This window comes from Pseudalkalibacillus sp. R45 (assembly GCF_052246725.1).
Lineage (GTDB): Bacteria > Bacillota > Bacilli > Bacillales > Fictibacillaceae > Pseudalkalibacillus.
On the sequence record NZ_JBQQCL010000003.1, the window covers coordinates 15426 to 36201 of the forward strand.

The window sequence follows — 20776 nt, forward strand, 5'->3', positions numbered from 1 at the left end:
CCTAGCTGTCATGAAGCCAGCAACGAACCCGGCTTCCATCCTCTTGTTCTTCTAATTGTGGTGTTTCGGCAAAACAGCGGTCGAAAGCGTGTTCACAACGTGGTGCGAAACTGCAGCCTTTTTTAATCGAACCTGGCTTCGGCACCGTTCCTGGTATGGAATACAGACGATCCTTCTTCTGGCGCATATCTGGAACAGATTGAATCAATCCAACTGTATATGGATGCTTCGGCTTGTTGAAGATCGTTTCGACATTCGCTTCTTCAATGACTTTGCCGGCATACATGACGACGATTCGCTGACACATTTCAGCTACGACTCCAAGATCATGCGTAATCATAATGATCGATGTATCCGTTTCATCATTCAGACGTTTCATCAAATCAAGGATCTGCGCTTGGATCGTCACATCCAGTGCAGTGGTAGGCTCGTCCGCTATAAGTACCTCCGGATTACATACCATGGCCATTGCGATCATGACCCTTTGTCTCATACCTCCGGAAAGCTGATGCGGGTAGCTTTCCATCAATTCTTCAGCTCTTGGAAGCCCTACCAATTTCATGATCTCAACTGCACGATTCCAGGCTTTCTTCTTATCCCATTTATTGTGTAGCCGGATCGCTTCAATCAGCTGATTCCCGATTTTATATACTGGATTCAAGGATGTCATCGGTTCTTGGAAGATCATCGCGATATCGTTCCCGCGAATTTGTCTCATCCGTTTATCCGTAGCTTTTGTTAAATCTTCACCTTTGTAAAGGATCTCCCCACCTACTACTTTTCCTGGAGGAGAAGGAACAAGCCCCATAACCGAGAGTGACGTTACGCTTTTTCCGCAACCTGACTCTCCGACAATCCCGAGGACCTCGCCGCGCTTGACATGAAAGTCGACATTATCGACAGCGGGCACTTCACCATCATCAGTGAAAAAATAGGTCTTTAAACCCTTAACGTCCAGTACTGGAGCATCCATCCGCCCCACCTCTCTTTCTGTCTCTGGATCTTGATGTTTAAAAGTTTACAAAATTGTTACGTCTCTGAACGTTTGTTCATAATTATGCCATCACTACACTAGTTTGACAACACGAAAAATTTAGAAAAATTAAAATATACGTCTTATGTACTATTAGACACAAACCCGAAAAATCCTTCTTTCTTCCCCTTTTTTCTCTTATAACGGCGTTTAAATACCTATTTACGCACCTGTTTTATCCTTTATTTACCTACAAAAAATGAGGTTGATATATTGATACCAACCTCAAAAAATATTACAAACTATTTTTTGTCTAACGCTTGTACAGTAAACAAATTGTAATAACTACTTTTGTTCGCCATTAATTTTTCATGCGAACCAATTTCTGAAATGGCTCCATCTTCAATTACAACAATCCGGTCTGCATGCGTGATCGTAGCTAATCTATGCGCTACGATAAAGGTAGTCCTGTCAGCAGCAAGAGTTTGCAGGGAGTCTTGGATTAACTGCTCACTTTCCAAGTCTAACGCAGAAGTTGCTTCATCCAAGACAAGTAATGGTGGATTTTTCAAAAATACCCTGGCAATCGCGAGTCGTTGCTTTTGACCTCCTGAAAGCTTGACCCCTCGTTCGCCGATTTTCGTGTCATACCCTTGTGGGAGCTTCATGATGAAGGCATGCGCATTCGCAGCCTTGGCGGCACTAAACATTTCTTCATCTGAGGCATGAGGATTCCCCATTTTGATATTCATCCGGACGGATTCACTGAACAGGATATTATCTTGAAGCACCATGCCAATCTGATTTCTCAGCGTACGGACTTGATAGTTGCGGATGTCTTCCCCATCCAGCAGAATTCTCCCGCTTGTTACATCATAAAATCTCGGTATCAAACTGACTAAGGATGATTTACCACCGCCGCTCATTCCGACAAGGGCAATCGTTTCGCCAGCTTTCACATCAAGTCGGATATCCTTCAAAACTGGCTCCTCTTCTTCGTTGTATTGGAACGTAACTCTGTCGAATGAAACATTTCCGTCGACATGCTTCAGTTTTTTTGCACCTGGTTTGTCTTCAATGTCGTAGGCTTCATCCATGAAATCAAAGACACGATCCATAGAGGCGATTGCTTGAGTTAAGGTAGTCGATGAGTTCACCAAACGGCGTAATGGATTGTAAAGGCGGTCCATGTAGGCAACAAACGCAACCATCGAACCAACAGTAATTTTTCCTGTAATCGCAAAATAACCAGCAACCCCGATGACAAGCATTGGAGCTATATCGGTAATCGTATTGACAACGGCAAATGTCCGTGCGTTCCAAGATGTATGATCAAGTGCTCTGTTCAAAAAGTTCGAGTTGCGGACATCGAACTGCTCATGCTCATAGTCCTCAATCGCAAAACTTCTGATCACCGTAATCCCCTGGACACGTTCGTGCAAGTGTCCCTGAACCTCTGCAAGCGCCTGAGAACGATCTTTCGTTAACCTCCTCAATCGACTGTAGAAATATTTGACCGATAATCCGTAAAGTGGAAGCAAGGAGATGGCAACAAGTGTCAACCAGACATCCATGGTACTCATGATTGCAATGGCAATGACGATCGTGAACATATCAAGCCAAACATTCATCAACCCCGTAATAACAAAGGCTTTCGTCTGCTCGACATCATGGATGACCCGCGAAATGATCTCGCCAACTTTCGTATTGGAATAGAACTTGAGGCTCAGGCGCTGGATGTGACTGAACAAATTATCCCGGATGTCGTAAAGGATTTTACTCGCTGTCCACTGCGCATAGTATTGACGGTAATACTCAATCGGCGGTCTTAATACGATGAAAACAAAAAAAGCGCCGCCCAACACCCAGGACAAGCGGGATAACTTCTCTTCAACACTTATATCAGCATTGATCACGTCATCGACGACGTATTTTAAAATCAACGGAATCAATAACGGGATTCCGAACTTGAATATCCCGATAAACACCGTCACAATGATCTGTTTGGTGTAGGGTCGTACAAACTTCATATATCGCTTTGTACTACTCGTCGTAATCACCTCCAGCTGTCTCTTTTTCAGCAGCACTTGCTTCGTCCATATCAAGTGGAGAAAGGAGCTGACCTGAATGGATACGTCAGCCCCCTTCTTTTAACGATATTCTAAGAATCGTTCATACCAACTTTCAACAAAGTCAGGCTCAAAAGGACCTTTTCGTTGATTGATCATCGAACATAATTCATCCATGTTCCGTTTCAAAATGTCATTGATTTCTTTTGGATAATCCATTTCTTTACGATGAAGTGCAAACTCATCCTCATCAAGAATGGTATATGTCATATCTGGAAATACTTTTACATCCAAATCATAATCAATATACTTCAAGGCCTCTTCATCATACGTAAAAGGAGTTCCCAGATTACAGTAGTAATGGATTCCGTGCTCACGCAGCATCCCGATGACATTGAACCATTGTTCCGCGTTAAAATAACAAATCGCTGGCTCCCTCGTCCGCCATTGTCTTCCGTCAGACTCAGTGACTATGATACGGTCATTTCCGCCGATTACTACTGAGGAAGTTCCTTTTAGTACAATCGTTTCTTCCCACACACGGTGCAGCTGCCCATTATGTTTATAACTTTGAATTTGAATCGAACTTCCAGTGGTCGGAAAAGACATACGAAACTCCTTCCTTGCATTTTGTAACTCTTTTTTAATAAGACTTTTGTTAATTACGATGTAGATTTTTTGATGAGTTAAGTTGAAGCGAAAATCGTGACACTCCTGCGGGAAAAGCGAGTCAAGCGAGACCCCGCAGCAATTATGGATCTTAGACTATAAAAATGACCTTCGACTAAAAAAAACGTCAAAGCCAGTACATCCTGTGCAAGTGAGTGAGGAGGCTTGCGGATGCCCGCTGAAAGGGAGTGAATTTCGCAAAAAGTATAACAAAGTCTTTTTATAAGGCACGTTTAATTTTTCTCTTCCTATTATATCCTTTAATCCTATAAATGAAAATGAATGTGCATTCTTAGGGTGATACCTTCTCAATACACTCGGGAACGTCATTACGCGGTGAATTCACGATGGTCGGTACATCATAAGCCTTCATTTTTGAAGCCTCAAACGGTTTCATCATATCAACTAACGCATCAGTCTCTCCGTCCCATTGGAGCCATCTCGAATAGTCCTCTTTCATTAAGATGACAGGCATCCGATTGTGAATATTCGCCATCAGTTCATTAGGCTCTGTCGTCAGGATCGTACACGTATGAACAGGAGTCCCTTTATCATCCTTCCACTTTTCCCATAATCCTGCAAAGGCAAAGGGCATTTCATTTTTCATTTTTATGTATTTCGGTTGTTTCTGCTTTCCTTCTTTTTTCCATTCAAAAAATCCATCCGCCGGGATCAGGCATCTCCTTTTTTTGAAGGCATGCTTAAAACTTGGTTTTTCAGGCACTGTTTCCGCTCTAGCATTGATCAATTTGTGCCCGATTGTGGGGTCTTTTGCCCAGAAAGGAACCAATCCCCATTTTAAAAAACCTGCCCTCCGCTTATCACCATTTGATACAATAGCCAGGATCTCTTGCGATGGTGCGATATTATATCGTGCAGGCAGATCAAGCTCCGAGGCGAATTCGTCAATTTCAAACCAATCCATCAGTAGATCGATTTCAGCTGTCAACGTAAAGCGTCCACACATATATAGTTCCACCTTTCCTCATTTAACAGTTTAGCCTGACTTGGTCGTTATTTAACCATGTTATAGAAATCTCATGTTTTGACAAGTCTTTTGCTTTGTGATTTGTCAGGAAAGGGAGCTTTCTTTTTTAAATGTAGGCTGTTTTCGCAAACTTTGTTGCTCTTGCACTTAAAGAAAGTATAAAATACTTTCTTCAGTATAAGGGCAACTAAGGCTCGACCTACAAAAGGCTTGGTCTCGCCAAGTTTTCTTTAAAAGTCGTTGATTTCCGCTCCAGGATGCTCGCTTTCCGCGGGGCGTGCGGTGAGCCCACTCGTCGCCTTGCGACCTCAGGAGTCTCCTTTTCAAGGAAGCATTTGTGCTCCTGCGTCTACAAGAAAGTCCTGTCGAAGCGAGCTTCCTCGTCGCATGCCTTGCGAGGAGATTATTCAGGTAGTAGGCACGCTGATCCCGCAGGGGTCTCGCACCTTGCTCTCCAATCAACTTGCACATGGTGAGTTTTTAAAAATGACTCAAAAGCAACAATCTTTTAGAAAAGAGCCTAAATGTAAAAGGAAAAGCACCCCCGGCTATTGCCGAGGATGCCTTGTGGAAGGTAACTATTTGTTACGCTGTTGTTGCTGCTGTTGAGCTTTTTGTTGAGCTTGCTGGTTTTGACGACGCACTTCTTGAGCGTTAGTCATTTCGCTGCCGAATTCAGCATTGTATTGACCAGCTTGTTGTTGTTGACCAGCTTGCTGTTGCCCAGCTTGTTGTTGAGCTTTTTGTTGAGCTTGCTGGTTTTGACGACGTACTTCTTGAGCGTTAGTCATTTCGCTGCCGAATTCAGCATTGTATTGACCAGCTTGTTGTTGTTGACCAGCTTGCTGTTGAGCGTTTTGTTGTTTCACATGCTGAATGTTTGTTCCAGCTTGTGTCTGTTGTCCTGGCTTTTGTTGTTTTGCCATGAGTCTCACCTCCACATGAGTTAATTTAACCATCAAGAAGGTGTGTTATCCGACAAATTGAGATGTACCATTTACCATACATAATCTCTAATTTGAAGGATAGATTAAATTCAATATGCACAGGGTAAAAGTAAACTAAAGCCACGAAAAAGGAGGTAACACCATGTATGTAGGAAGAGACATGTCGGAATTATCAACGCTCTCGACGGAAGAATGGACTGACAAAGAATTGGCGTTCTTCCATCATTCATTGCAGCAAATGACTCCTTATTTGAATAGTGAAGGAACATCAATCCATCAAGATATCATTGAGGAAATCGAAAAACGGGGCGGCTTGCATCGGGATGAAGCGGATTGGAGTCACGGCACACGCCCGAATTATGAATAAACGATGGTAAAGAAAACTTGGCTCAGCCAAGCCTTGGCGTTGGCTGAGCCTTAGTTGCGCTTCTACTGAAGAAAGTATTTTATACTTTCTTTAAGTGTAAAAACAGCTGGACCCACTTAGGAGTCCAGCTGTTTGCTTGCATACGGCTGAAATTGGTCTTGATACTGCCGAATGGGCATCTAGCGACCAAACGAGCGTACCTGACAAAATTCGCGCGCCGTGACACGACAGCGTCAAACCTCAGCTGTTCGAGTACGATTGGCCGCCATCCACGTTCAAAGTCGCTCCTACGACCCAGCTTGCGCGATCTGATGCTAAAAATGTAACGACATCTGCGATTTCCTCTGTCTTTCCAAAGCGTCCGCCAGGAATTTCATCTTTTACAAATTGTTTGATCTTCTCAGGATTTTCATCAAGTCTTTTTTGCCAATTTCCAGTCGGATGCAGGATGGCTCCAGGTGCCACGCCAATGACCCTGATTCCATAGCTGATCGCTTCCTCAGCTAATGCTTTCGTGAAGCTGATCATTGCAGCTTTCGAACTGTTATAGGTCGGTTTGCCGCCGGATTCACGACCGTAGATGCTTGAGATGTTGATGATCGAGCCTTGCTTATGTTCCTTCATCTTTTGCACCGCTAGTTTACTGAAATGGACAGCTGAATGGAAGTTCAACTCCATCGCCTCTCGAAACTGTTTTACGCTTGTTTCTTCAATGCTTCCGCCGTTACTGCCGCCTGCATTGTTCACTAAAATATCGATGCTTCCATGCTCAGCAATGAATTGATCAAAGATTTTTTCACGGACCTTCTCATCGGTCAGATCTCCCTGATAAATCGAAATCCTTTCGTGTTCTTGCTTCATTTTTTCAAGATCCTCTTCACCTCTTGCACAAATTCCAACATTTACGCCTTCTGCCAGTAAGCCTTCAGCAATCGCTTTTCCGATGCCTTTCGAGCCTCCAGTGACGAGTGCTGTTTTGTTTTTAAGATGCAGGTCCAATCTTCACTCTCCTTTCCATAAGGCAGCGATTTTTTGATGTGGTACAGGTAAAGGATACGACTCCAGTTGTTTTTTCGAAACGAGCTTAGGTTCTTCTATAGGTTCGTTTGTCGTAAACGTGCCAGAATAAACCGTGATATTCCACGTCAGATGCGAAAAGATATGGCGGAAGCTGAGCAATTGGTCGTTTAAATTGGCTTGAATAGGGTATTTTTCTTCTAAGTGAGCTTTGAGCTGATCTTTTTGTGGAAGATCATATCCGCTCCCTGTCTCATGGTTAGGAAACTGCCATAAATTTGCAAGCAAACCTGTAGATGGTCTTTTTTCAATGATCGTTTCACCTTGCTCATTTTCAAGCAGTGCAACAGCGATCGGTAAGGTTTTGTTTTTGAGTTTTTTCTTTTTGACAGGCAGTTCGTCCTGTAATCCTTCATCAAATGCTTTACAATACGATTGGACAGGGCATAACAGGCATGTCGGATTCTTAGGGGTACAAATGGTTGCACCCAATTCCATCAGACCTTGATTGAAATAAGATGGATTTTCTTTAGAAATGAGGATCCGTACAGCTTCTTCAAAGATTTTCCGAGTTTGAGGCTTTGCGATGTCCTCATCGATCAATAAAATTCTTGAAAGGACCCGCATGACATTGCCGTCGACAGCAGGTTCCGGCAGGCCGAATGCAATGCTTGCGATTGCTCCTGCTGTATAAGGACCGACACCTTTTAATGACTGGATGTCTTTCGGTCGGTCGGGCACAATGCCTTGATATTTTTCTTCGACTTCACGGACGGCAGCTTGAAGATTTCTGGCCCGGGAGTAGTACCCTAGACCTTCCCATGCCTTCAGCACTTTTTCTTCATCTGCGTTCGAAAGTGCCGTGACAGTCGGAAACATTTCCATGAAACGTTCAAAATAAGGGATTACTGTATCGACTCGGGTTTGCTGAAGCATGATTTCAGACACCCAGATTTTATAAGGATCCCGTTCCCTTCTCCATGGTAAGTCTCTGTAATCCGTTTCATACCAGGAGAGCAAATCGGATTGGAAAGCTTCTATATCGATTGTCAAATCAAGTTCGTCTTTCAAATTTATAGGCAACTTTAATCCTCCATCGCGATAGTATATTGAGAATATGAGGCAATAGCGCTGTCTCGTCCTAAACTATACTATAAAGTACTGAGAATGATAAAATGATTAACAATTCCTGAACCAATCGAACTTGAATTTTTGGATACACTAAGAATAGACCGAATATGAATGAAATCGTTTTTTTCTGAGGAGGCTTCATCAATAGAATGGATACAGGTACACATATCGTAATGGGTATCGCAATAGGTGGACTCGCCACCCTGGATCCGGTTATTGCGCAGGATCCTCTAACGACACAGACCGTTTTAATCGGGACGATCATTGGTTCCAATGCTCCCGATTTTGATACCGTATTAAAATTAAAAAATAATGCCGTTTATTTGCGGAACCACCGTGGTATTACGCACTCGATCCCGGCGGTAGTGCTCTGGCCTCTCTTGATTGTAGGATGTCTGGAATTGTTTTTCCCTGGAGCGAATATGCTGCACGTGTGGTTATGGACGTTCTTATCCGTATTCCTGCATGTGTTCGTCGACATTTTTAATGCATACGGCACCCAGGCAATGCATCCCTTTTCAAAAAAGTGGATTGCTCATGGGATGATCAATATATTTGATCCGTTCATATTCGCTGCGCATATTCTTGGTTTTATCCTTTGGTACCAGGGCTTCCACCCGGGCTACACATTTTTGACGATTTATATCGTGCTGTTCGGTTATTATATTTGGCGTTACCTTGCAAAAAGGCAGACGATAAAGATGGTCAAAGAGGAAGTTCCGGATGCTACAAAAGTCATCGTGTGTCCGACTATGCGCTGGGGGCAAAAGCACGTTGCAGTCATGAGCCCCGGTCAATTCCATGTCATTGAGGTAAAAAATGACCAGCTGACGATCCACGATGTCTATGACCGAAAACCAGTTCCGAAAAATCCGATTTTAGACGAAGCCGTCAAAGACTCAAACCTTGCTGCCTTCTTGTCCTTCTCTCCTGTTTATCGTTGGGAAGTGGAAGAAGAGGTTGATGGATATGAAGTGCGTTTCATCGATTTAAGATATCGTTCCAAAGGGCACTATCCATTCGTCGCTGTCGTGAAATTGGATGAAGAACTTAACATCACCAGTTCTTTTACAGGCTGGGTTTACAGTGAAAAAACATTACGGCGCAAATTGGATGTCGCCACGACGAATTAAAAATAAAGAAAACTTGGCAATGCCAAGCCTTTGGCCCAGGCTGAGCTGAAAAGGCTGGTCCGGACGTTTCCTCTCGTCTGGATCAGCCTTTCATTTCTCTGTCCATTTTCGCGAAATCACTGATAAATTTTGATTTTTCACCAATAAAATCTAGACTTGCACCGATATCGACGTTCAACAGTCTCATCAAACCTTGCTCAGTGCTTCGGTCCTTTTTTCAATAGGTGCTGGAATTTGGGATTCGCACTGAAATACTCGTGGAGTTTATCGCCGAAACGCATGATCCACTCACGAACGATCCGTTCAGTCACTTCTTGACCTTTGTAGCTGCGCCCCGCACGTGCACGTGTCGCTTCGAAATCTTCCCATAACGCTTCCACCCAGCTTCGCGCATCTTCATACGTCAAATGTGGATTCTTTCTCCTTAATTCTTCAGCTAGATCATGAAAGGTTTCTTCCATTGTCCTTTCCTCGCTTCCCATGTAAATAATTCCCCGACATATTGGCAGACCATTCATCCAATACTAAAAATATCGTTTAGAAAGGAGTGTTACCAATGCGCAATAAAGCAAAAAACTTTCCTAATCGCAAGTCTCCTGACGGCGAAGCCCGTGCTAAGGATGAATATGCGTCTAAACGTGCTGATGGTTCGATCCAGACTCAACCCCAAGAACGAATGAGTCGTTCCAATCGATCCTAAAGCTACCTTGTGAGGAGGTGTCAACTCATGGCAAAAGACAACCGCGACAGGCTGCATCCTGCCTATGAAGATCCATTTCAATCACCTCGATCAAACCCTAAGCACTCGTTTCATCAAGTCAATGGTGAAACCGAGCGAAGCTTGCATAACCATGTTTTGAAAGTTGAAACACGTAAGCGTTCCTAGATAAGTGCTTATTTAAAGGCTCTGACTCATCGGGCATAGACGGTTACCTGAACAACAGGAAATCATTACACCATGAGTCATCCTTTTTTATTTTGGCTGTTTTCTAAAAGATTGTTGCTTTTGAGTTTTTTTAAAACTCACCTTGTGCAAGTTGATTGGAGAGCAAGGTGCGAGACTCCTGCGGGACGGCGGGACAGGTGAGACCATTCAATGTCGCAAGGCGACGAGTGGGCTCACCGCACGCCCCGCGGAAAGCGAGCATCCTGGAGCGGAAATCAACGACTTTTAAAGAAAACTTGGCGAGACCAAGCTTTTGTAGGTCGAGCCTTAGTTGCCCTTATACTGAAGAAAGTATTTTATACTTTCTTTAAGTGCAAGTGCAACAAAGTTTGCGAAAACAGCCTTTATTTTTAAGCCTTATTTTTACGGAGCATGGAGATTGGAAATGCTTCAAGATCCTTATTATCATTACGGTATCCCCAAGCAAAAACTCCATTCATATATGAAATTTCAAACATACTGCCAGGGTCATTTGCCAGCTCGTATACCTCACCTTTTTTATAATCAGATGGGTCAAGCAGGTAGCTCTTCGCCATCGCGATCTTCCGTTCATACACTGCAACCTCATTCACAATACCATGCTGCTCTGCTTTTCTGGCTTTCTCCGTCAAACTTCTGATTTCTTCATGTATTTCAAACTCACTCATATCACTGAATAATCTACTCATTCTAACTTCCCTCCTGAATTCATCCTAAGGTAATTTTGCCCTAAAGAAAAATTATGCTAGCATAATGGAGAATCCGATTTCAAGGAGTGTTCCATCATGAAAAACATATTGATTACCGGAGCCGGAACAGGACTTGGCGAAAGCCTTGCCGTTCAATATAGTGCTGAAGGCAATCATGTCTATTTAGTCGGCCGCCGATTAGAAACACTTGAACAGGTTGAAAAACACATAAAAGATGCTGGTGAAAAAGCAACGAGCATTGTCTGTGACATCACCGATCACCGAGAAGTCCAGAGCACTATCCAGTCACTTTTAAAATCAACGACAATCGATATCCTCATTAACAACGCTGGAACAGGCTGCTTCGGTCCTCTCAATTCCTACTCGAATGAAGAGATCGACCAAGTGCTGGCAACGAACGTCAAAGGCACAATCAACTTGACGAGATCCGTAATGCCACGGTTCATCGAGCAAGGCGAAGGACAAATCATGAATATCATTTCGACAGCTGGATTACGTGGTAAGAAAAATGAATCCGTTTATGTGTCAAGTAAATTCGCTGTCAGAGGTTTTACTGAAAGTCTGATCAAAGAGCTTGAAGGGACGAACATCAAGGCGACTGCCGTCTATATGGGCGGAATGGACACGCCATTTTGGGATGAAACTGACCATATCACGGACCGCTCCCGCCTAAAAAGCCCGGATGAAGTCGCTAAGCTCATCATCGAACAGAACACTGGACAGGCAGAGATTTTCATCGATCGTTAAGGTCCTGGTTTTCGCTTAGCCATTCCTCGATTAATTCGATTGGAAAACCTTTGCGGTAAAGGAATTGCTTCATTTTTTGTTTGTATTCCCAGCCAGTGAATTTTGCATATTTCCGGTGGGCCTTTTGTGCCTGCAGATCCAAAGCTTCCCTTTCCTCATCTTCATCTTTTTCAAGGGAGGCTTTTTCTATCGCTTGCTCAATCACACTCCACGGATAACCCTTCTGCTGTAAAACTTGCGCGAGCTTCTGTTTAAGCGCATTTTCACTGAGCTTTTTGTATTGCTTCGCTTTTTTCTGCACAAAGTTCGTTGCTTCCTCTATCTGCTCATCCTGTGGGTATACCGTCAATGCTTCCTCGATGATTTTTTGCGACACACCTTTCTGTTGAAGCTCCTGTTTCAATGCTTTGGGCCCCTTTTTCGTAGTCGTTATTTTACTGCGGATGAACATCTTCGCAAAATCCAGGTCATTCAGATGACCCATCTCTTGCAATCTTTCGATGACAGCCTTTCTCGTTGATGGTTCGAACTCTTTTTTCAATAAAAATTGATCGACTTCCTGGATCGATCTCATTCGGAAGGAAAGAAAATGCATCGTACTATTCAAGCCTTTGCTGAATTGATCCTGTACAAGAAGCTCTTCAACTTGTTCGTCAGTCAGTTCCATTCCTTTTCTTATGCCTGACTTTATGTACACTTCCTCATCGATCCCGAAACCGAATTCTTCACCGTTTCCACGATCTATAAATACATTGAATCGACTTTTGTTTTTCTTCTGGACTGTGATCTTTGCTACTTTCATATGGATCACCTCATTCACATTTTAGCATATCCGTTGATTATCTTGCCTCAAAAAGGGAAAACACAAGATATAGAGAATAGATAAGTATTCAGGTTGAGGAGGAATGGAGATGAAAATCGCCATCTCGGGTGGTTCTGGCTTTGTCGGCCAAGCTTTGACCGAGCATTTTACGGAAAAAGGAAATGACGTCTATATCTTGACGAGGAATCCTGACGGAAAACCGGAAAAAGAAAGAGTAACCTATATAAAATGGCTGAGTGATGATCATCAATTGGACGAACTGCCTGAACTGGATGCGATCGTAAACCTTGCTGGTGAATCGATCAATGGCAGATGGACCGATGAAAAGAAGGAAAAGATCCTATCGAGCCGGATTGACTCGACACGTTCAATAATGGATCTGATCGAACGGCAGGAAACGAAACCTGAAGTACTGATCAATGCCTCTGCAGTCGGGTATTACGGAACTTCACAAACGGAGAAATTCGATGAGTGGAAAGAAGAAGCTGGAGACGACTTCCTTGCTGAAGTAACGAAGCAATGGGAGAACGAAGCTTTGAAAGCCAAAGATTACGGTGTACGTGTCGTTTGTACGCGGTTCGGTCTCATTCTTGATAAAGATGAAGGTGCATTGCCACGCATGGCTCTTCCCTATAAGTTATATGGCGGAGGTCCGATTGGTTCCGGCGACCAATGGTATTCTTGGATTCATATCTCTGATGTCGCTGGCCTGATTGATTTCGCCATCCAAAACCGTTCGATTGAAGGCTCATTGAATGCAACATCTCCTCATCCAGTCCAGATGAATGACTTCGGCAGACTTCTAGGACGTAGATTGAACCGTCCACATTGGCTTCCGCTGCCTGGTTTTGTTTTAAAAACCGCATTAGGAGAGATGAGTACCCTGATTCTTGATGGACAAAAGGTTTATCCACAGAAAGCTCTCGATCATAACTTTAAATTCACTTACCCTACCCTATCGTCTGCTTTAACAGCGATTTACGAACGATAACAACTTCCTTTTCATACTTGCGAAAGCTATACTTGATTTTAAAAGATGGTGAAACCCTATGGCGCGGGTTAGGCCTTATGTGAATATACTGCATTAACAGGCTATTTTCCGGCTTCAGTGAACGCCACGTATCCCCTTGTTTTGCGAATAGGAAGAGGTATAATATGAAAACGTTATTCAAGCATGCAATTTTATATCCCGTCACATCAGCCCCGTTCCAGGGTGATCTTTTGATTGAAGGCGGGAAAATCAAAAATATAGCAGCGAATATCAACAGCGATCGTCACACGAAAGTGATTGATGCTTCTGGGATGCATTTACTGCCTGGTTTCATTGATGTACATACCCATTTGGGTCTTTATGATGAAGGGACAGGTTGGGCTGGCAACGACGCGAATGAAACACACGAGCCCCTGACCCCTCATATCAGGGCGATTGATGGCGTACATCCGCTGGACATCGCCTTTAACGATGCAATCAAATTCGGGATCACCACAGCCCATGTGATGCCCGGAAGCCAGAACATCATTGGCGGTCAAACTGCGGTCATCAAAACGTACGGCCAAAACATCCAGAAGATGATCGTGAAAGAAAAAGCAGGTCTGAAAATCGCACTCGGAGAAAACCCGAAACGGATCCACAGCGGCCGGCACAATGATTCCATCACACGTATGGGGATCATGGGCATGCTGCGGGAGGAATTTTATAAAGCGTTGAATACGGATCATCCTGAATGTCTTAGGAAAGCTCCGATCATTTCTGTTTTGAATCGTGAAATGCCAGTCCGGATCCACGCTCATCGTGCAGACGACATCTTATCAGCAATCCGATTTGCAGAGGAATTCAATCTGGATCTGCGTATTGAACATTGTACAGAAGGCCACCTCATCGCCTCAGAATTAGCCGGCCGTGATTTGCAGGTATGTGTTGGGCCAACGTTGACGAGGAAATCGAAAATCGAGTTAAAAAACAAGACATGGCAGACATACCGAATTTTGAACGATCACGGCGTTTCTGTATCGATTACAACCGATCATCCATATACTCCAATCCAATATTTGAATGTCTGTGCCGCGATTGCGGTCCGTGAAGGGCTTACCGTTGAAAATGCTCTGGCGGGGATCACGATCAATCCAGCAAAAAACCTCGGAATCGATGATAAAGTTGGAAGTCTGGAAATCGGAAAAGATGCTGACATCACTTTATGGAACGACCACCCTTTCCATTTTTCCGCCTTACCGAATCTGACAATGATTTCAGGCGAAATTGTCTATAAGAAATTCAATTGAAAAATTGTTGTTTAAATCCTTTTGGGGCATGTCCTGTGCCCCCTGTCCAAAGTTGGTATTTCAGCGAACTTTTTTCTGCTATAAGGCATAAAATGAAAGGACAAGTACCCTCGACAAAAAAAGACTAATTTTAACAAAAAATATTGGTTCCATTTTTAAGATAAATCGATTATGATATGTTTATAAAGACGTGGTGAAGCCATGACGCGCGTGGGCTGAGCCGTTATCGCATTTATAAGTTTGGAACCAAAAAACAAAATAGTCAAAGGTAAGGGAAGGCAATTGGTGCGCCACCAGTACATCTGGTCTTAGTGGGTTCGATTCCCACCCCGAATTAGAAATTTTAATTCGAGGGTAGAAATCGACTGCCCTCTTTGGGAGGATGTATAAAATGTTAAAGAAACGTGATCTGAATGAATGTCATGTTCTTTATGAGTTGATGGCAGACCCCGCTGTCTTCCCTTTTGTGCGCCACAAAGCTGGTTCTGTTGAAGAGTTCATCTTTTTGACAAAACAGACCTTGGAAGCAGAAGAGAATGGGGAACTGATCTCGAGAACGATTTTAGATGAATGGGGCAACCCGATCGGTACGATCAATCTATTCGACATTCAAGAAAACTGTGGTTTTTTAGGTACGTGGATCGGCAAACCATACCACGGAAAAGGCTATAATCAACTGGCGAAGGAATTGTTTTTCAACGAGCTTTTCTTTGAAAAAGATATCCAAACGATCTTCATGCGGATCCGGAAAACGAATCCTCGATCAGAACGCGCTGCATTGAAAATTCCGTATGTATCACTTGCAAACGAGACCCGTCCAGATATTTATCAACAACTGAATGCATTAGAAGATGTATATAACCTTTTTCAAATTGAACGTGATACTTATTATATGTATACAGCACGCCATTCTTCTCTTGTCGAAGAAGCGATGGAGGCTTAGAAAGCGATACTTGGGCTGACTCATTTGGTTGAGTTCAGCCTTTTTATGTGGAGAAATAACTTAAGGCGGGTACGGGGTTTTACACATGTGGATGGCTGCAATTTTTCACACCTTTACCCTATCTTTCCTCTTATAGTTCAGGAACGATTGCACATCATAATAAACGAGAGGTCATCCTCTCACCATTTGTCTAAGGAGGGTTCACTCATGGGAAAAGATAAACGTTCTCGCAAAAATGCACAGAACAAACAAAACATCGCACCAGACGGTCGTGATGTCGAGTTTTCCCAAGAGCTTGCCGACACTGAGGATCTGCAAGCGCAGGAAAGAGCAAGAGCGGCTGATCGTCGCGCAAGACGTAAATAACCTCTGCAAGGCTGAACAGGAGACTTGTCCCTTCCCCGGCAAGTCTCCATTGTTTTGTCTTTTTTAAATTGTGGATAACTGTGGATATGTGCACAATCTGGATATTATTGTGTGGATAATGTGCATAAGTCAGTGAATAACTTGTAAATCCACAACTTCAGTTATCCCATGAGTGTGGATAAACTGTTAGCGAAAATAATTGGTGCCAGGCACCGAATCAGAAGCCTTGTGTATCAAGGGGTCCCGATCGGTGCCTGGCACCTTCTCAAAACCGTTGGCGCACAAAGGTTAAATTGTCGTGCCTGGCACGCGTGTTACTTTTTTACTAGCGTGGCGATGACTTCGATGTGGGATGTGTGTGGGAACATATCCACAGGCTGGAGCCGTTCGATTTTGAATCCTCGCTTTAATAAGTAATCCACATCTTTGGCTAATGTGGATGGATTACAGGATACATACACCATCCGTCTGGGTTGGATTTTCGCTACTGTTTTCAGGAAGGTCATGTCGCATCCGGTTCTTGGCGGATCGACGACGATGACGTCTGGTTTCCATCCTTCTTTAAGCCATTTCGGCAGCAGGTCTTCTGCTTTTCCTGTTACATAGAGGGCATTTTTAATTCCGTGACGGGCAGCATTTTCGTTCGCATCTTCAATCGATTCTTCAATGACATCCATACCACGGACTTCTCCTGCTCGTTCAGCGAGCCATAAACCGATTGTTCCTACGCCGCAATATGCATCGACGACTTTTTCTTCCCCTGTCAACTTAGCCGTTCTACGTGCTTCATTATACAATTTTACAGTCTGTACAGGATTCAGCTGGAAAAAGGCTCTTGCCGATAATTCAAAAGAAAGGTCTCCCAACGTTTCCTGAATCGTATGATCTCCCTCTAGATGGATCGTTTCATCGCCGAATATCACTGAGGTTTTCTGTCCGTTGATGTTTTGTAAAATTGATGTGACTTCCGGAAGCCGCTTCTTCATTTCTTTAATCAGCACATCCTTTTTCGGGATGTCATGCTGAGTCGTGATCAAAACGACTTGAACTTTTTCCGTTTCAAAACTGACACGGGTTACAATCGTGCGTACAATCCCGGACCGTTTCCGCTCATTGTAGATTGAAATGTTCAAGTCCTCCAAGATCTTTTTCACTGTATTCGTAACATTCGTCGTCTGTGGATGCTGGACCATGCAGTTTGTCAGATCGATCAGTTTATGCGACCCAAGGCCATACAATCCCGCCAGCACGCTCGCACCCTTTTTAGCCACTTGAAATTGGCTTTTATTGCGGTAGTACCACGGGTCCTCCATGCCGATCGTATCTTTCAAAGGCAGGTGATGGGCGTCCAACTCTGTATACCGACCGAAAGCCTGCCGTACGATATCTTTCTTTTCTCGCAGCTGGGCTTCATAGCTTAAATGCTGGAGCTGGCATCCTCCGCATTGCTCATAGATCGGACAGGGTGGCTTCACTCGGTCCTCCGATCGCTTTTTTATCGTTACCATTTCTGCTTCAATCCTGTTCGGAAGAGGCTTCGTCACTTTCGCGATCACTTCTTCACCCGGCAATGCCCCAGGTACGAAGGTGACTTTTTTATTATAAAAACCGATGCCTTCCCCATTGATCCCAAGACGCTTGATTGGCAATCGGATTATGTCTCCGGCCTTCAGCTTCATTTCGTTTGCTTTCATACTTACACTCCGTCCTTTTTTAATCGGACTTATTATATCACGTGTACAACATAAAAAGACAACCTCCGAATTAAACTTTAGAGGCTGCCTTAGATGTTCAGTCAGCAATCGGATTAGGAATTCGATCGTTTGAGACGAGATGGTCTAAGCTTTTAAAAGAATAACCCTGTTTCCTCAAATCATCGATGACTCGACCAAGCGCTTCTGCATTGTCTTTTGATACAGAATGAAGCAATAAAATCGAGCCTGGATGCACTTGTTTCATGATGCTTCTGTACGCATGATCGGCACCCTTCTGCTGGTTCGTAACCCAGTCCATATAGGCGAGCGACCAGAAGACATTGGTATAGCCTTCTTTTTCAGAAAGGGCTAGGGTTCGTTCGCTGAAAACGCCACGCGGCGGCCGTAAATACATCATGTCTTTCCGTCCGGTGAGTTCTTCATATTTATCTTTCACCTTTTGAAGCTCTTCTTTCAGACGCTCATCGCTAACAGCCGTTAGATCAGGATGATGCCAGGAATGGTTCCCGACGATATGTCCTTCATTCACCATCCGTTTCACAAGATCTGATTGGTCTTTTAAATAATGGCCGGTTACGAAAAATGCTGCCGGAACCTTCTTTGCTTTTAAAACATCCAGCACTTTTTCCGTGTAACCATTCTCATAGCCATTATCAAAAGTGAGATAAAGGTTCTTCTCACTTGTATCGCCGATATAATAACCATTGTACTTTTCAAGGAGATCAATGAATTTCTGATCCGTTGTAGCAGGCCGCTGATCCTTACTCCGCTTGAAAAACCAATCATGCTTCTGATTCGAATAAGCGTAAGTATTCAGCGGAACAGCCAACACAAAGCTAAATATCAACATATAAACTGCGAATTTCTTCAACACAGCAATCGACTCCTTTACACAACCTTAGTATTAGTTTGAATGACAAGAAAATATCCATACAAGGAATCGATTACCATATTGCGCTGCTTCAGTGCCTGGCACCGTTTGAGATGTCAACAGCCTCAAGGGTTTCACTTCGGTGCCTGGCACCATTTCAAACCTCAACAGCCTCAAGGGTTTCACTTCGGTGCCTGGCACCATTTCAAACCTCAACAGCCTCAAGGGTTTCACTTCAGTGCCTGGCACCATTTCAAACCTCAACAGCCTCAAGGGTTTTGCTTCAGTGCCTGGCACCGATCGAGATCCCTACAGCTCCAACGCTTTCTGATCGGTGCCAGGCACGCCTTAATAAAGGAAACTTGGAAAAAGCCAAGCCTTAGCGCAGGCTGAGCCTTAGTTCCTCGAAAAAGCAACTGCTTTTCCTTCGTGCGGTGTATTGCTTCCGAAGCCGCCAGCTTGTGCTCTTATATTGAAGAAAGTATTTATAATTTCTTTAAATGTAAATCAAAAAAGCCGGGTTTCCCCGACTTTTCTCATTTTTGATCGATTTGATTTTATTTGAAGACTGGATCTTTGAATTGGGCGAGTTTTTCAAGTGATGATTTCTCCACATCGTGGTGAAGGCTGTTGCCGTGTGAATCCATGGTTACGACTGCTGTAAAGCCTTCTACTTGCAGATGCCACATCGCTTCTGGAATTCCAAACTCGAGAAGATCGACGCCGTCCACTTTCTTGATACACTCCGCATAATATTGCGCTGCACCGCCGATCGCATTCAAATAAACTCCACCGTGCTCTTCCAGTGACTTCAACGTCTTCGGCCCCATTCCGCCTTTTCCGATGACTGCGCGGATACCAAACTTCTTCATGATGTCACCCTGGTAAGGCTCTTCACGGATACTAGTCGTCGGTCCAGCAGCTTTCACATGATAATCACCGTTCGCGTCCTTCATCATGACTGGACCGCAATGATAAATGATCTGGCCATCAAGGTCAATCGGTGCATCATTGCTCGTCAAGTGCTTATGGATTGCGTCACGTCCCGTGTGCATCACACCATTGATACGCACCACATCACCAACACGCAATTCACGGATCTTTTCTTCTGTGATTGGCGCTTCAAGCACGACTTCGCGTACTTCCTTCACATCATCAAGAGCTGCTGCCGCTTTTTCCATCTCTTTTTTAAAATCAATCTTCTCTCCGTCCTGGTAGAGCCACTCAAGAATCTCACCCGTGTTCGGATCGAGCTTGAACCCAAGACGACGATACGCCCAGCAGTTATAAGCGACCGATACGAAAAAACTTGCAGGGATACGGTTCATCACACCAACCTTACAACCTAAAAGCGTCGTTTCACCACCGAAGCCCATCGTGCCGATACCGAGTTCGTTCGCATTATCCATCACGTATTCTTCGAGTTTACTAAGATCTTCATTCGAATTGACGTCTTCTACAGAACGAAACAGCTGCTCCTTCGCTAGCTCATAACCTGACGTACGGTCCCCGCCGATTCCGACACCGATGAACCCAGCGCTGCATCCTTGACCTTGCGCTTGATAGACCGAGTGCATGATACATTTACGGATACCATCGAGGTCACGGCCAGCCCGTCCTAGGCCTTCCAGTTCGGTTGGTAGACTATACTGGATATTCTTATTTTCACAACCCCCGCCTTTTAAAATCAAGCGAGCATCGATATAATCCTTCTCCCACTGTTCAAACTTGATGACAGGCGTCCCCGGTCCGAGATTGTCACCGCTGTTCGCCCCAGTTAACGAATCAACTGAGTTCGGACGAAGCTTGGTATCATCTGTCGCTTGTTTGATCGCCTCGATGATTGCGTCCTTGATTTTCAACTGGTTCACACCGATAGGAACCTTCACTTTGAACGTTGGAAGCCCTGTATCCTGACAGATCGGCGAGACATTCTCATCTGCTTTTAAAATATTTTCACTGATCGTATCGAGCGACATCGCTGCACGAGTCCCAGCGTTTTCCTGGGCTTTTGCTTTTGCAATCGCGCGACGTACGTCTTTCGGTAAATTCGTAGACGTCTCAACAATCAATTCGTACATACTTTCTTTCAGCTTTTCCAT

Annotated in this window: 24 protein-coding genes; 10 read left to right on the top strand and 14 right to left on the bottom strand. The window is 44.0% G+C overall.

The features are described from left to right. Position 1: 1 nt before the first annotated feature. From ACTWQL_RS07700 to ACTWQL_RS07715, 4 genes are all read right to left on the bottom strand, one after another. A complete protein-coding gene (locus tag ACTWQL_RS07700; RefSeq protein WP_443141870.1) occupies positions 2-973 on the bottom strand; it encodes an ABC transporter ATP-binding protein in 972 nt (323 codons plus the stop codon). Between the two features lie 302 nt (positions 974-1275). Continuing rightward, positions 1276-3003, bottom strand: a complete 1728-nt coding sequence (locus ACTWQL_RS07705) for an ABC transporter ATP-binding protein (RefSeq protein WP_443142166.1) — start codon at positions 3001-3003, stop codon at positions 1276-1278. A gap of 120 nt (positions 3004-3123) precedes the next feature. After that, positions 3124-3651 (bottom strand): nucleoside tri-diphosphate phosphatase, encoded by a 528-nt coding sequence (gene ntdP / locus ACTWQL_RS07710; RefSeq protein ID WP_443141871.1) that lies wholly within the window; start codon positions 3649-3651, stop codon positions 3124-3126. Between the two features lie 352 nt (positions 3652-4003). Next, on the bottom strand, positions 4004-4678 hold the full coding sequence (locus ACTWQL_RS07715; RefSeq protein ID WP_443141872.1) for an SOS response-associated peptidase: 675 nt from the start codon (positions 4676-4678) through the stop codon (positions 4004-4006). Positions 4679-5086: 408 nt separating this feature from the next. Here ACTWQL_RS07715 and ACTWQL_RS07720 point away from each other — a divergent pair, with 408 nt between their 5' ends. Continuing rightward, complete coding sequence (locus ACTWQL_RS07720) at positions 5087-5308, top strand: hypothetical protein (RefSeq protein WP_443141873.1); 222 nt, start codon at positions 5087-5089, stop codon at positions 5306-5308. Here ACTWQL_RS07720 and ACTWQL_RS07725 read toward each other — a convergent pair. Then, positions 5278-5625: a gamma-type small acid-soluble spore protein gene (locus ACTWQL_RS07725; RefSeq protein ID WP_443141874.1), complete on the bottom strand. Its 348-nt coding sequence runs from the start codon at positions 5623-5625 to the stop codon at positions 5278-5280. The two genes, ACTWQL_RS07720 and ACTWQL_RS07725, sit on opposite strands and share 31 nt — an antisense overlap. Positions 5626-5788: 163 nt before the next feature. Here ACTWQL_RS07725 and ACTWQL_RS07730 point away from each other — a divergent pair, with 163 nt between their 5' ends. Further along, positions 5789-6013 carry a hypothetical protein gene (locus tag ACTWQL_RS07730; protein WP_443141875.1) on the top strand — a complete coding sequence of 75 codons (225 nt, stop codon included), beginning with the start codon at positions 5789-5791 and terminating at the stop codon, positions 6011-6013. Between the two features lie 240 nt (positions 6014-6253). Here ACTWQL_RS07730 and ACTWQL_RS07735 read toward each other — a convergent pair whose 3' ends face one another. Together ACTWQL_RS07735 and mutY are read right to left on the bottom strand one after the other, a co-directional pair. After that, positions 6254-7012, bottom strand: a complete 759-nt coding sequence (locus ACTWQL_RS07735) for an SDR family NAD(P)-dependent oxidoreductase (RefSeq protein ID WP_443141876.1) — start codon at positions 7010-7012, stop codon at positions 6254-6256. 3 nt (positions 7013-7015) lie between these two features. Next, positions 7016-8107: an A/G-specific adenine glycosylase gene (gene mutY, locus ACTWQL_RS07740; RefSeq protein WP_443142167.1), complete on the bottom strand. Its 1092-nt coding sequence runs from the start codon at positions 8105-8107 to the stop codon at positions 7016-7018. A gap of 203 nt (positions 8108-8310) precedes the next feature. On the opposite strand from mutY, the gene ACTWQL_RS07745 reads away from it, so the two are divergent. Further along, positions 8311-9294 (top strand): metal-dependent hydrolase, encoded by a 984-nt coding sequence (locus tag ACTWQL_RS07745; protein ID WP_443141877.1) that lies wholly within the window; start codon positions 8311-8313, stop codon positions 9292-9294. Between the two features lie 197 nt (positions 9295-9491). Here ACTWQL_RS07745 and ACTWQL_RS07750 read toward each other — a convergent pair whose 3' ends face one another. Next, entirely contained in the window at positions 9492-9776 is a 285-nt protein-coding gene (locus ACTWQL_RS07750; protein WP_443141878.1) for a YfhJ family protein, read from the bottom strand. A gap of 74 nt (positions 9777-9850) precedes the next feature. On the opposite strand from ACTWQL_RS07750, the gene sspK reads away from it, so the two are divergent. Beyond that, positions 9851-9994 carry a small, acid-soluble spore protein K gene (gene sspK, locus ACTWQL_RS07755; RefSeq protein ID WP_443141879.1) on the top strand — a complete coding sequence of 48 codons (144 nt, stop codon included), beginning with the start codon at positions 9851-9853 and terminating at the stop codon, positions 9992-9994. A 27-nt stretch (positions 9995-10021) separates the two neighbouring features. Continuing rightward, a complete protein-coding gene (locus ACTWQL_RS07760; protein ID WP_443141880.1) occupies positions 10022-10180 on the top strand; it encodes a YpzG family protein in 159 nt (52 codons plus the stop codon). A gap of 130 nt (positions 10181-10310) precedes the next feature. Here ACTWQL_RS07760 and ACTWQL_RS07765 read toward each other — a convergent pair whose 3' ends face one another. Then, positions 10311-10442, bottom strand: a complete 132-nt coding sequence (locus ACTWQL_RS07765) for a hypothetical protein (RefSeq protein ID WP_443141881.1) — start codon at positions 10440-10442, stop codon at positions 10311-10313. 148 nt (positions 10443-10590) lie between these two features. Then, positions 10591-10908: a YfhH family protein gene (locus ACTWQL_RS07770; protein ID WP_443141882.1), complete on the bottom strand. Its 318-nt coding sequence runs from the start codon at positions 10906-10908 to the stop codon at positions 10591-10593. Positions 10909-11004: 96 nt separating this feature from the next. Here ACTWQL_RS07770 and ACTWQL_RS07775 point away from each other — a divergent pair, with 96 nt between their 5' ends. After that, the gene (locus tag ACTWQL_RS07775; RefSeq protein ID WP_443141883.1) at positions 11005-11676 is read left to right on the top strand and encodes an SDR family NAD(P)-dependent oxidoreductase; all 672 of its coding nucleotides are present in this window, start codon (positions 11005-11007) and stop codon (positions 11674-11676) included. Here the strand turns inward: ACTWQL_RS07775 and recX are convergent. Then, positions 11663-12478, bottom strand: coding sequence for a recombination regulator RecX (gene recX / locus ACTWQL_RS07780; protein ID WP_443141884.1), 816 nt, complete (start codon positions 12476-12478; stop codon positions 11663-11665). The genes ACTWQL_RS07775 and recX overlap by 14 nt on opposite strands. A 109-nt stretch (positions 12479-12587) precedes the next feature. On the opposite strand from recX, the gene ACTWQL_RS07785 reads away from it, so the two are divergent. The 4 genes from ACTWQL_RS07785 (at position 12588) to ACTWQL_RS07800 (ending at position 16088) form a co-directional block, all read left to right on the top strand. Beyond that, positions 12588-13490 (top strand): TIGR01777 family oxidoreductase, encoded by a 903-nt coding sequence (locus tag ACTWQL_RS07785; RefSeq protein ID WP_443141885.1) that lies wholly within the window; start codon positions 12588-12590, stop codon positions 13488-13490. Between the two features lie 164 nt (positions 13491-13654). Next, positions 13655-14779 (top strand): amidohydrolase, encoded by a 1125-nt coding sequence (locus ACTWQL_RS07790; RefSeq protein WP_443141886.1) that lies wholly within the window; start codon positions 13655-13657, stop codon positions 14777-14779. 391 nt (positions 14780-15170) lie between these two features. Further along, positions 15171-15722: a GNAT family N-acetyltransferase gene (locus tag ACTWQL_RS07795; protein WP_443141887.1), complete on the top strand. Its 552-nt coding sequence runs from the start codon at positions 15171-15173 to the stop codon at positions 15720-15722. A gap of 207 nt (positions 15723-15929) precedes the next feature. Continuing rightward, positions 15930-16088 (top strand): YfhD family protein, encoded by a 159-nt coding sequence (locus tag ACTWQL_RS07800; protein ID WP_443141888.1) that lies wholly within the window; start codon positions 15930-15932, stop codon positions 16086-16088. Positions 16089-16402: 314 nt separating this feature from the next. Here ACTWQL_RS07800 and rlmD read toward each other — a convergent pair whose 3' ends face one another. The 3 genes from rlmD to ACTWQL_RS07815 all read right to left on the bottom strand — a co-directional run bounded on the left by rlmD (position 16403) and on the right by ACTWQL_RS07815 (position 20776). Beyond that, positions 16403-17782 carry a 23S rRNA (uracil(1939)-C(5))-methyltransferase RlmD gene (gene rlmD / locus ACTWQL_RS07805; protein ID WP_443141889.1) on the bottom strand — a complete coding sequence of 460 codons (1380 nt, stop codon included), beginning with the start codon at positions 17780-17782 and terminating at the stop codon, positions 16403-16405. Between the two features lie 97 nt (positions 17783-17879). Then, positions 17880-18653, bottom strand: a complete 774-nt coding sequence (gene pdaA / locus ACTWQL_RS07810) for a delta-lactam-biosynthetic de-N-acetylase (protein WP_443142168.1) — start codon at positions 18651-18653, stop codon at positions 17880-17882. A gap of 578 nt (positions 18654-19231) precedes the next feature. Beyond that, on the bottom strand, positions 19232-20776 hold the full coding sequence (locus tag ACTWQL_RS07815) for a fumarate hydratase (protein ID WP_443142169.1): 1545 nt from the start codon (positions 20774-20776) through the stop codon (positions 19232-19234).

Coding starts and splice junctions, on each gene's coding strand:
- ACTWQL_RS07700 (WP_443141870.1), bottom strand. CDS start 973: ATGGATGCTCCAGTACTGGACGTTAAGGGTTTAAAGACCTATTTTTTC.
- ACTWQL_RS07705 (WP_443142166.1), bottom strand. CDS start 3,003: ATGAAGTTTGTACGACCCTACACCAAACAGATCATTGTGACGGTGTTT.
- ntdP (WP_443141871.1), bottom strand. CDS start 3,651: ATGTCTTTTCCGACCACTGGAAGTTCGATTCAAATTCAAAGTTATAAA.
- ACTWQL_RS07715 (WP_443141872.1), bottom strand. CDS start 4,678: ATGTGTGGACGCTTTACGTTGACAGCTGAAATCGATCTACTGATGGAT.
- ACTWQL_RS07720 (WP_443141873.1), top strand. CDS start 5,087: ATGCCTTGCGAGGAGATTATTCAGGTAGTAGGCACGCTGATCCCGCAG.
- ACTWQL_RS07725 (WP_443141874.1), bottom strand. CDS start 5,625: ATGGCAAAACAACAAAAGCCAGGACAACAGACACAAGCTGGAACAAAC.
- ACTWQL_RS07730 (WP_443141875.1), top strand. CDS start 5,789: ATGTATGTAGGAAGAGACATGTCGGAATTATCAACGCTCTCGACGGAA.
- ACTWQL_RS07745 (WP_443141877.1), top strand. CDS start 8,311: ATGGATACAGGTACACATATCGTAATGGGTATCGCAATAGGTGGACTC.
- ACTWQL_RS07750 (WP_443141878.1), bottom strand. CDS start 9,776: ATGGGAAGCGAGGAAAGGACAATGGAAGAAACCTTTCATGATCTAGCT.
- sspK (WP_443141879.1), top strand. CDS start 9,851: ATGCGCAATAAAGCAAAAAACTTTCCTAATCGCAAGTCTCCTGACGGC.
- ACTWQL_RS07760 (WP_443141880.1), top strand. CDS start 10,022: ATGGCAAAAGACAACCGCGACAGGCTGCATCCTGCCTATGAAGATCCA.
- ACTWQL_RS07765 (WP_443141881.1), bottom strand. CDS start 10,442: ATGCTCGCTTTCCGCGGGGCGTGCGGTGAGCCCACTCGTCGCCTTGCG.
- ACTWQL_RS07770 (WP_443141882.1), bottom strand. CDS start 10,908: ATGAGTAGATTATTCAGTGATATGAGTGAGTTTGAAATACATGAAGAA.
- ACTWQL_RS07775 (WP_443141883.1), top strand. CDS start 11,005: ATGAAAAACATATTGATTACCGGAGCCGGAACAGGACTTGGCGAAAGC.
- recX (WP_443141884.1), bottom strand. CDS start 12,478: ATGAAAGTAGCAAAGATCACAGTCCAGAAGAAAAACAAAAGTCGATTC.
- ACTWQL_RS07785 (WP_443141885.1), top strand. CDS start 12,588: ATGAAAATCGCCATCTCGGGTGGTTCTGGCTTTGTCGGCCAAGCTTTG.
- ACTWQL_RS07790 (WP_443141886.1), top strand. CDS start 13,655: ATGAAAACGTTATTCAAGCATGCAATTTTATATCCCGTCACATCAGCC.
- ACTWQL_RS07795 (WP_443141887.1), top strand. CDS start 15,171: ATGTTAAAGAAACGTGATCTGAATGAATGTCATGTTCTTTATGAGTTG.
- ACTWQL_RS07800 (WP_443141888.1), top strand. CDS start 15,930: ATGGGAAAAGATAAACGTTCTCGCAAAAATGCACAGAACAAACAAAAC.
- rlmD (WP_443141889.1), bottom strand. CDS start 17,782: ATGAAAGCAAACGAAATGAAGCTGAAGGCCGGAGACATAATCCGATTG.
- pdaA (WP_443142168.1), bottom strand. CDS start 18,653: ATGTTGATATTTAGCTTTGTGTTGGCTGTTCCGCTGAATACTTACGCT.
- ACTWQL_RS07815 (WP_443142169.1), bottom strand. CDS start 20,776: ATGGAAAAGCTGAAAGAAAGTATGTACGAATTGATTGTTGAGACGTCT.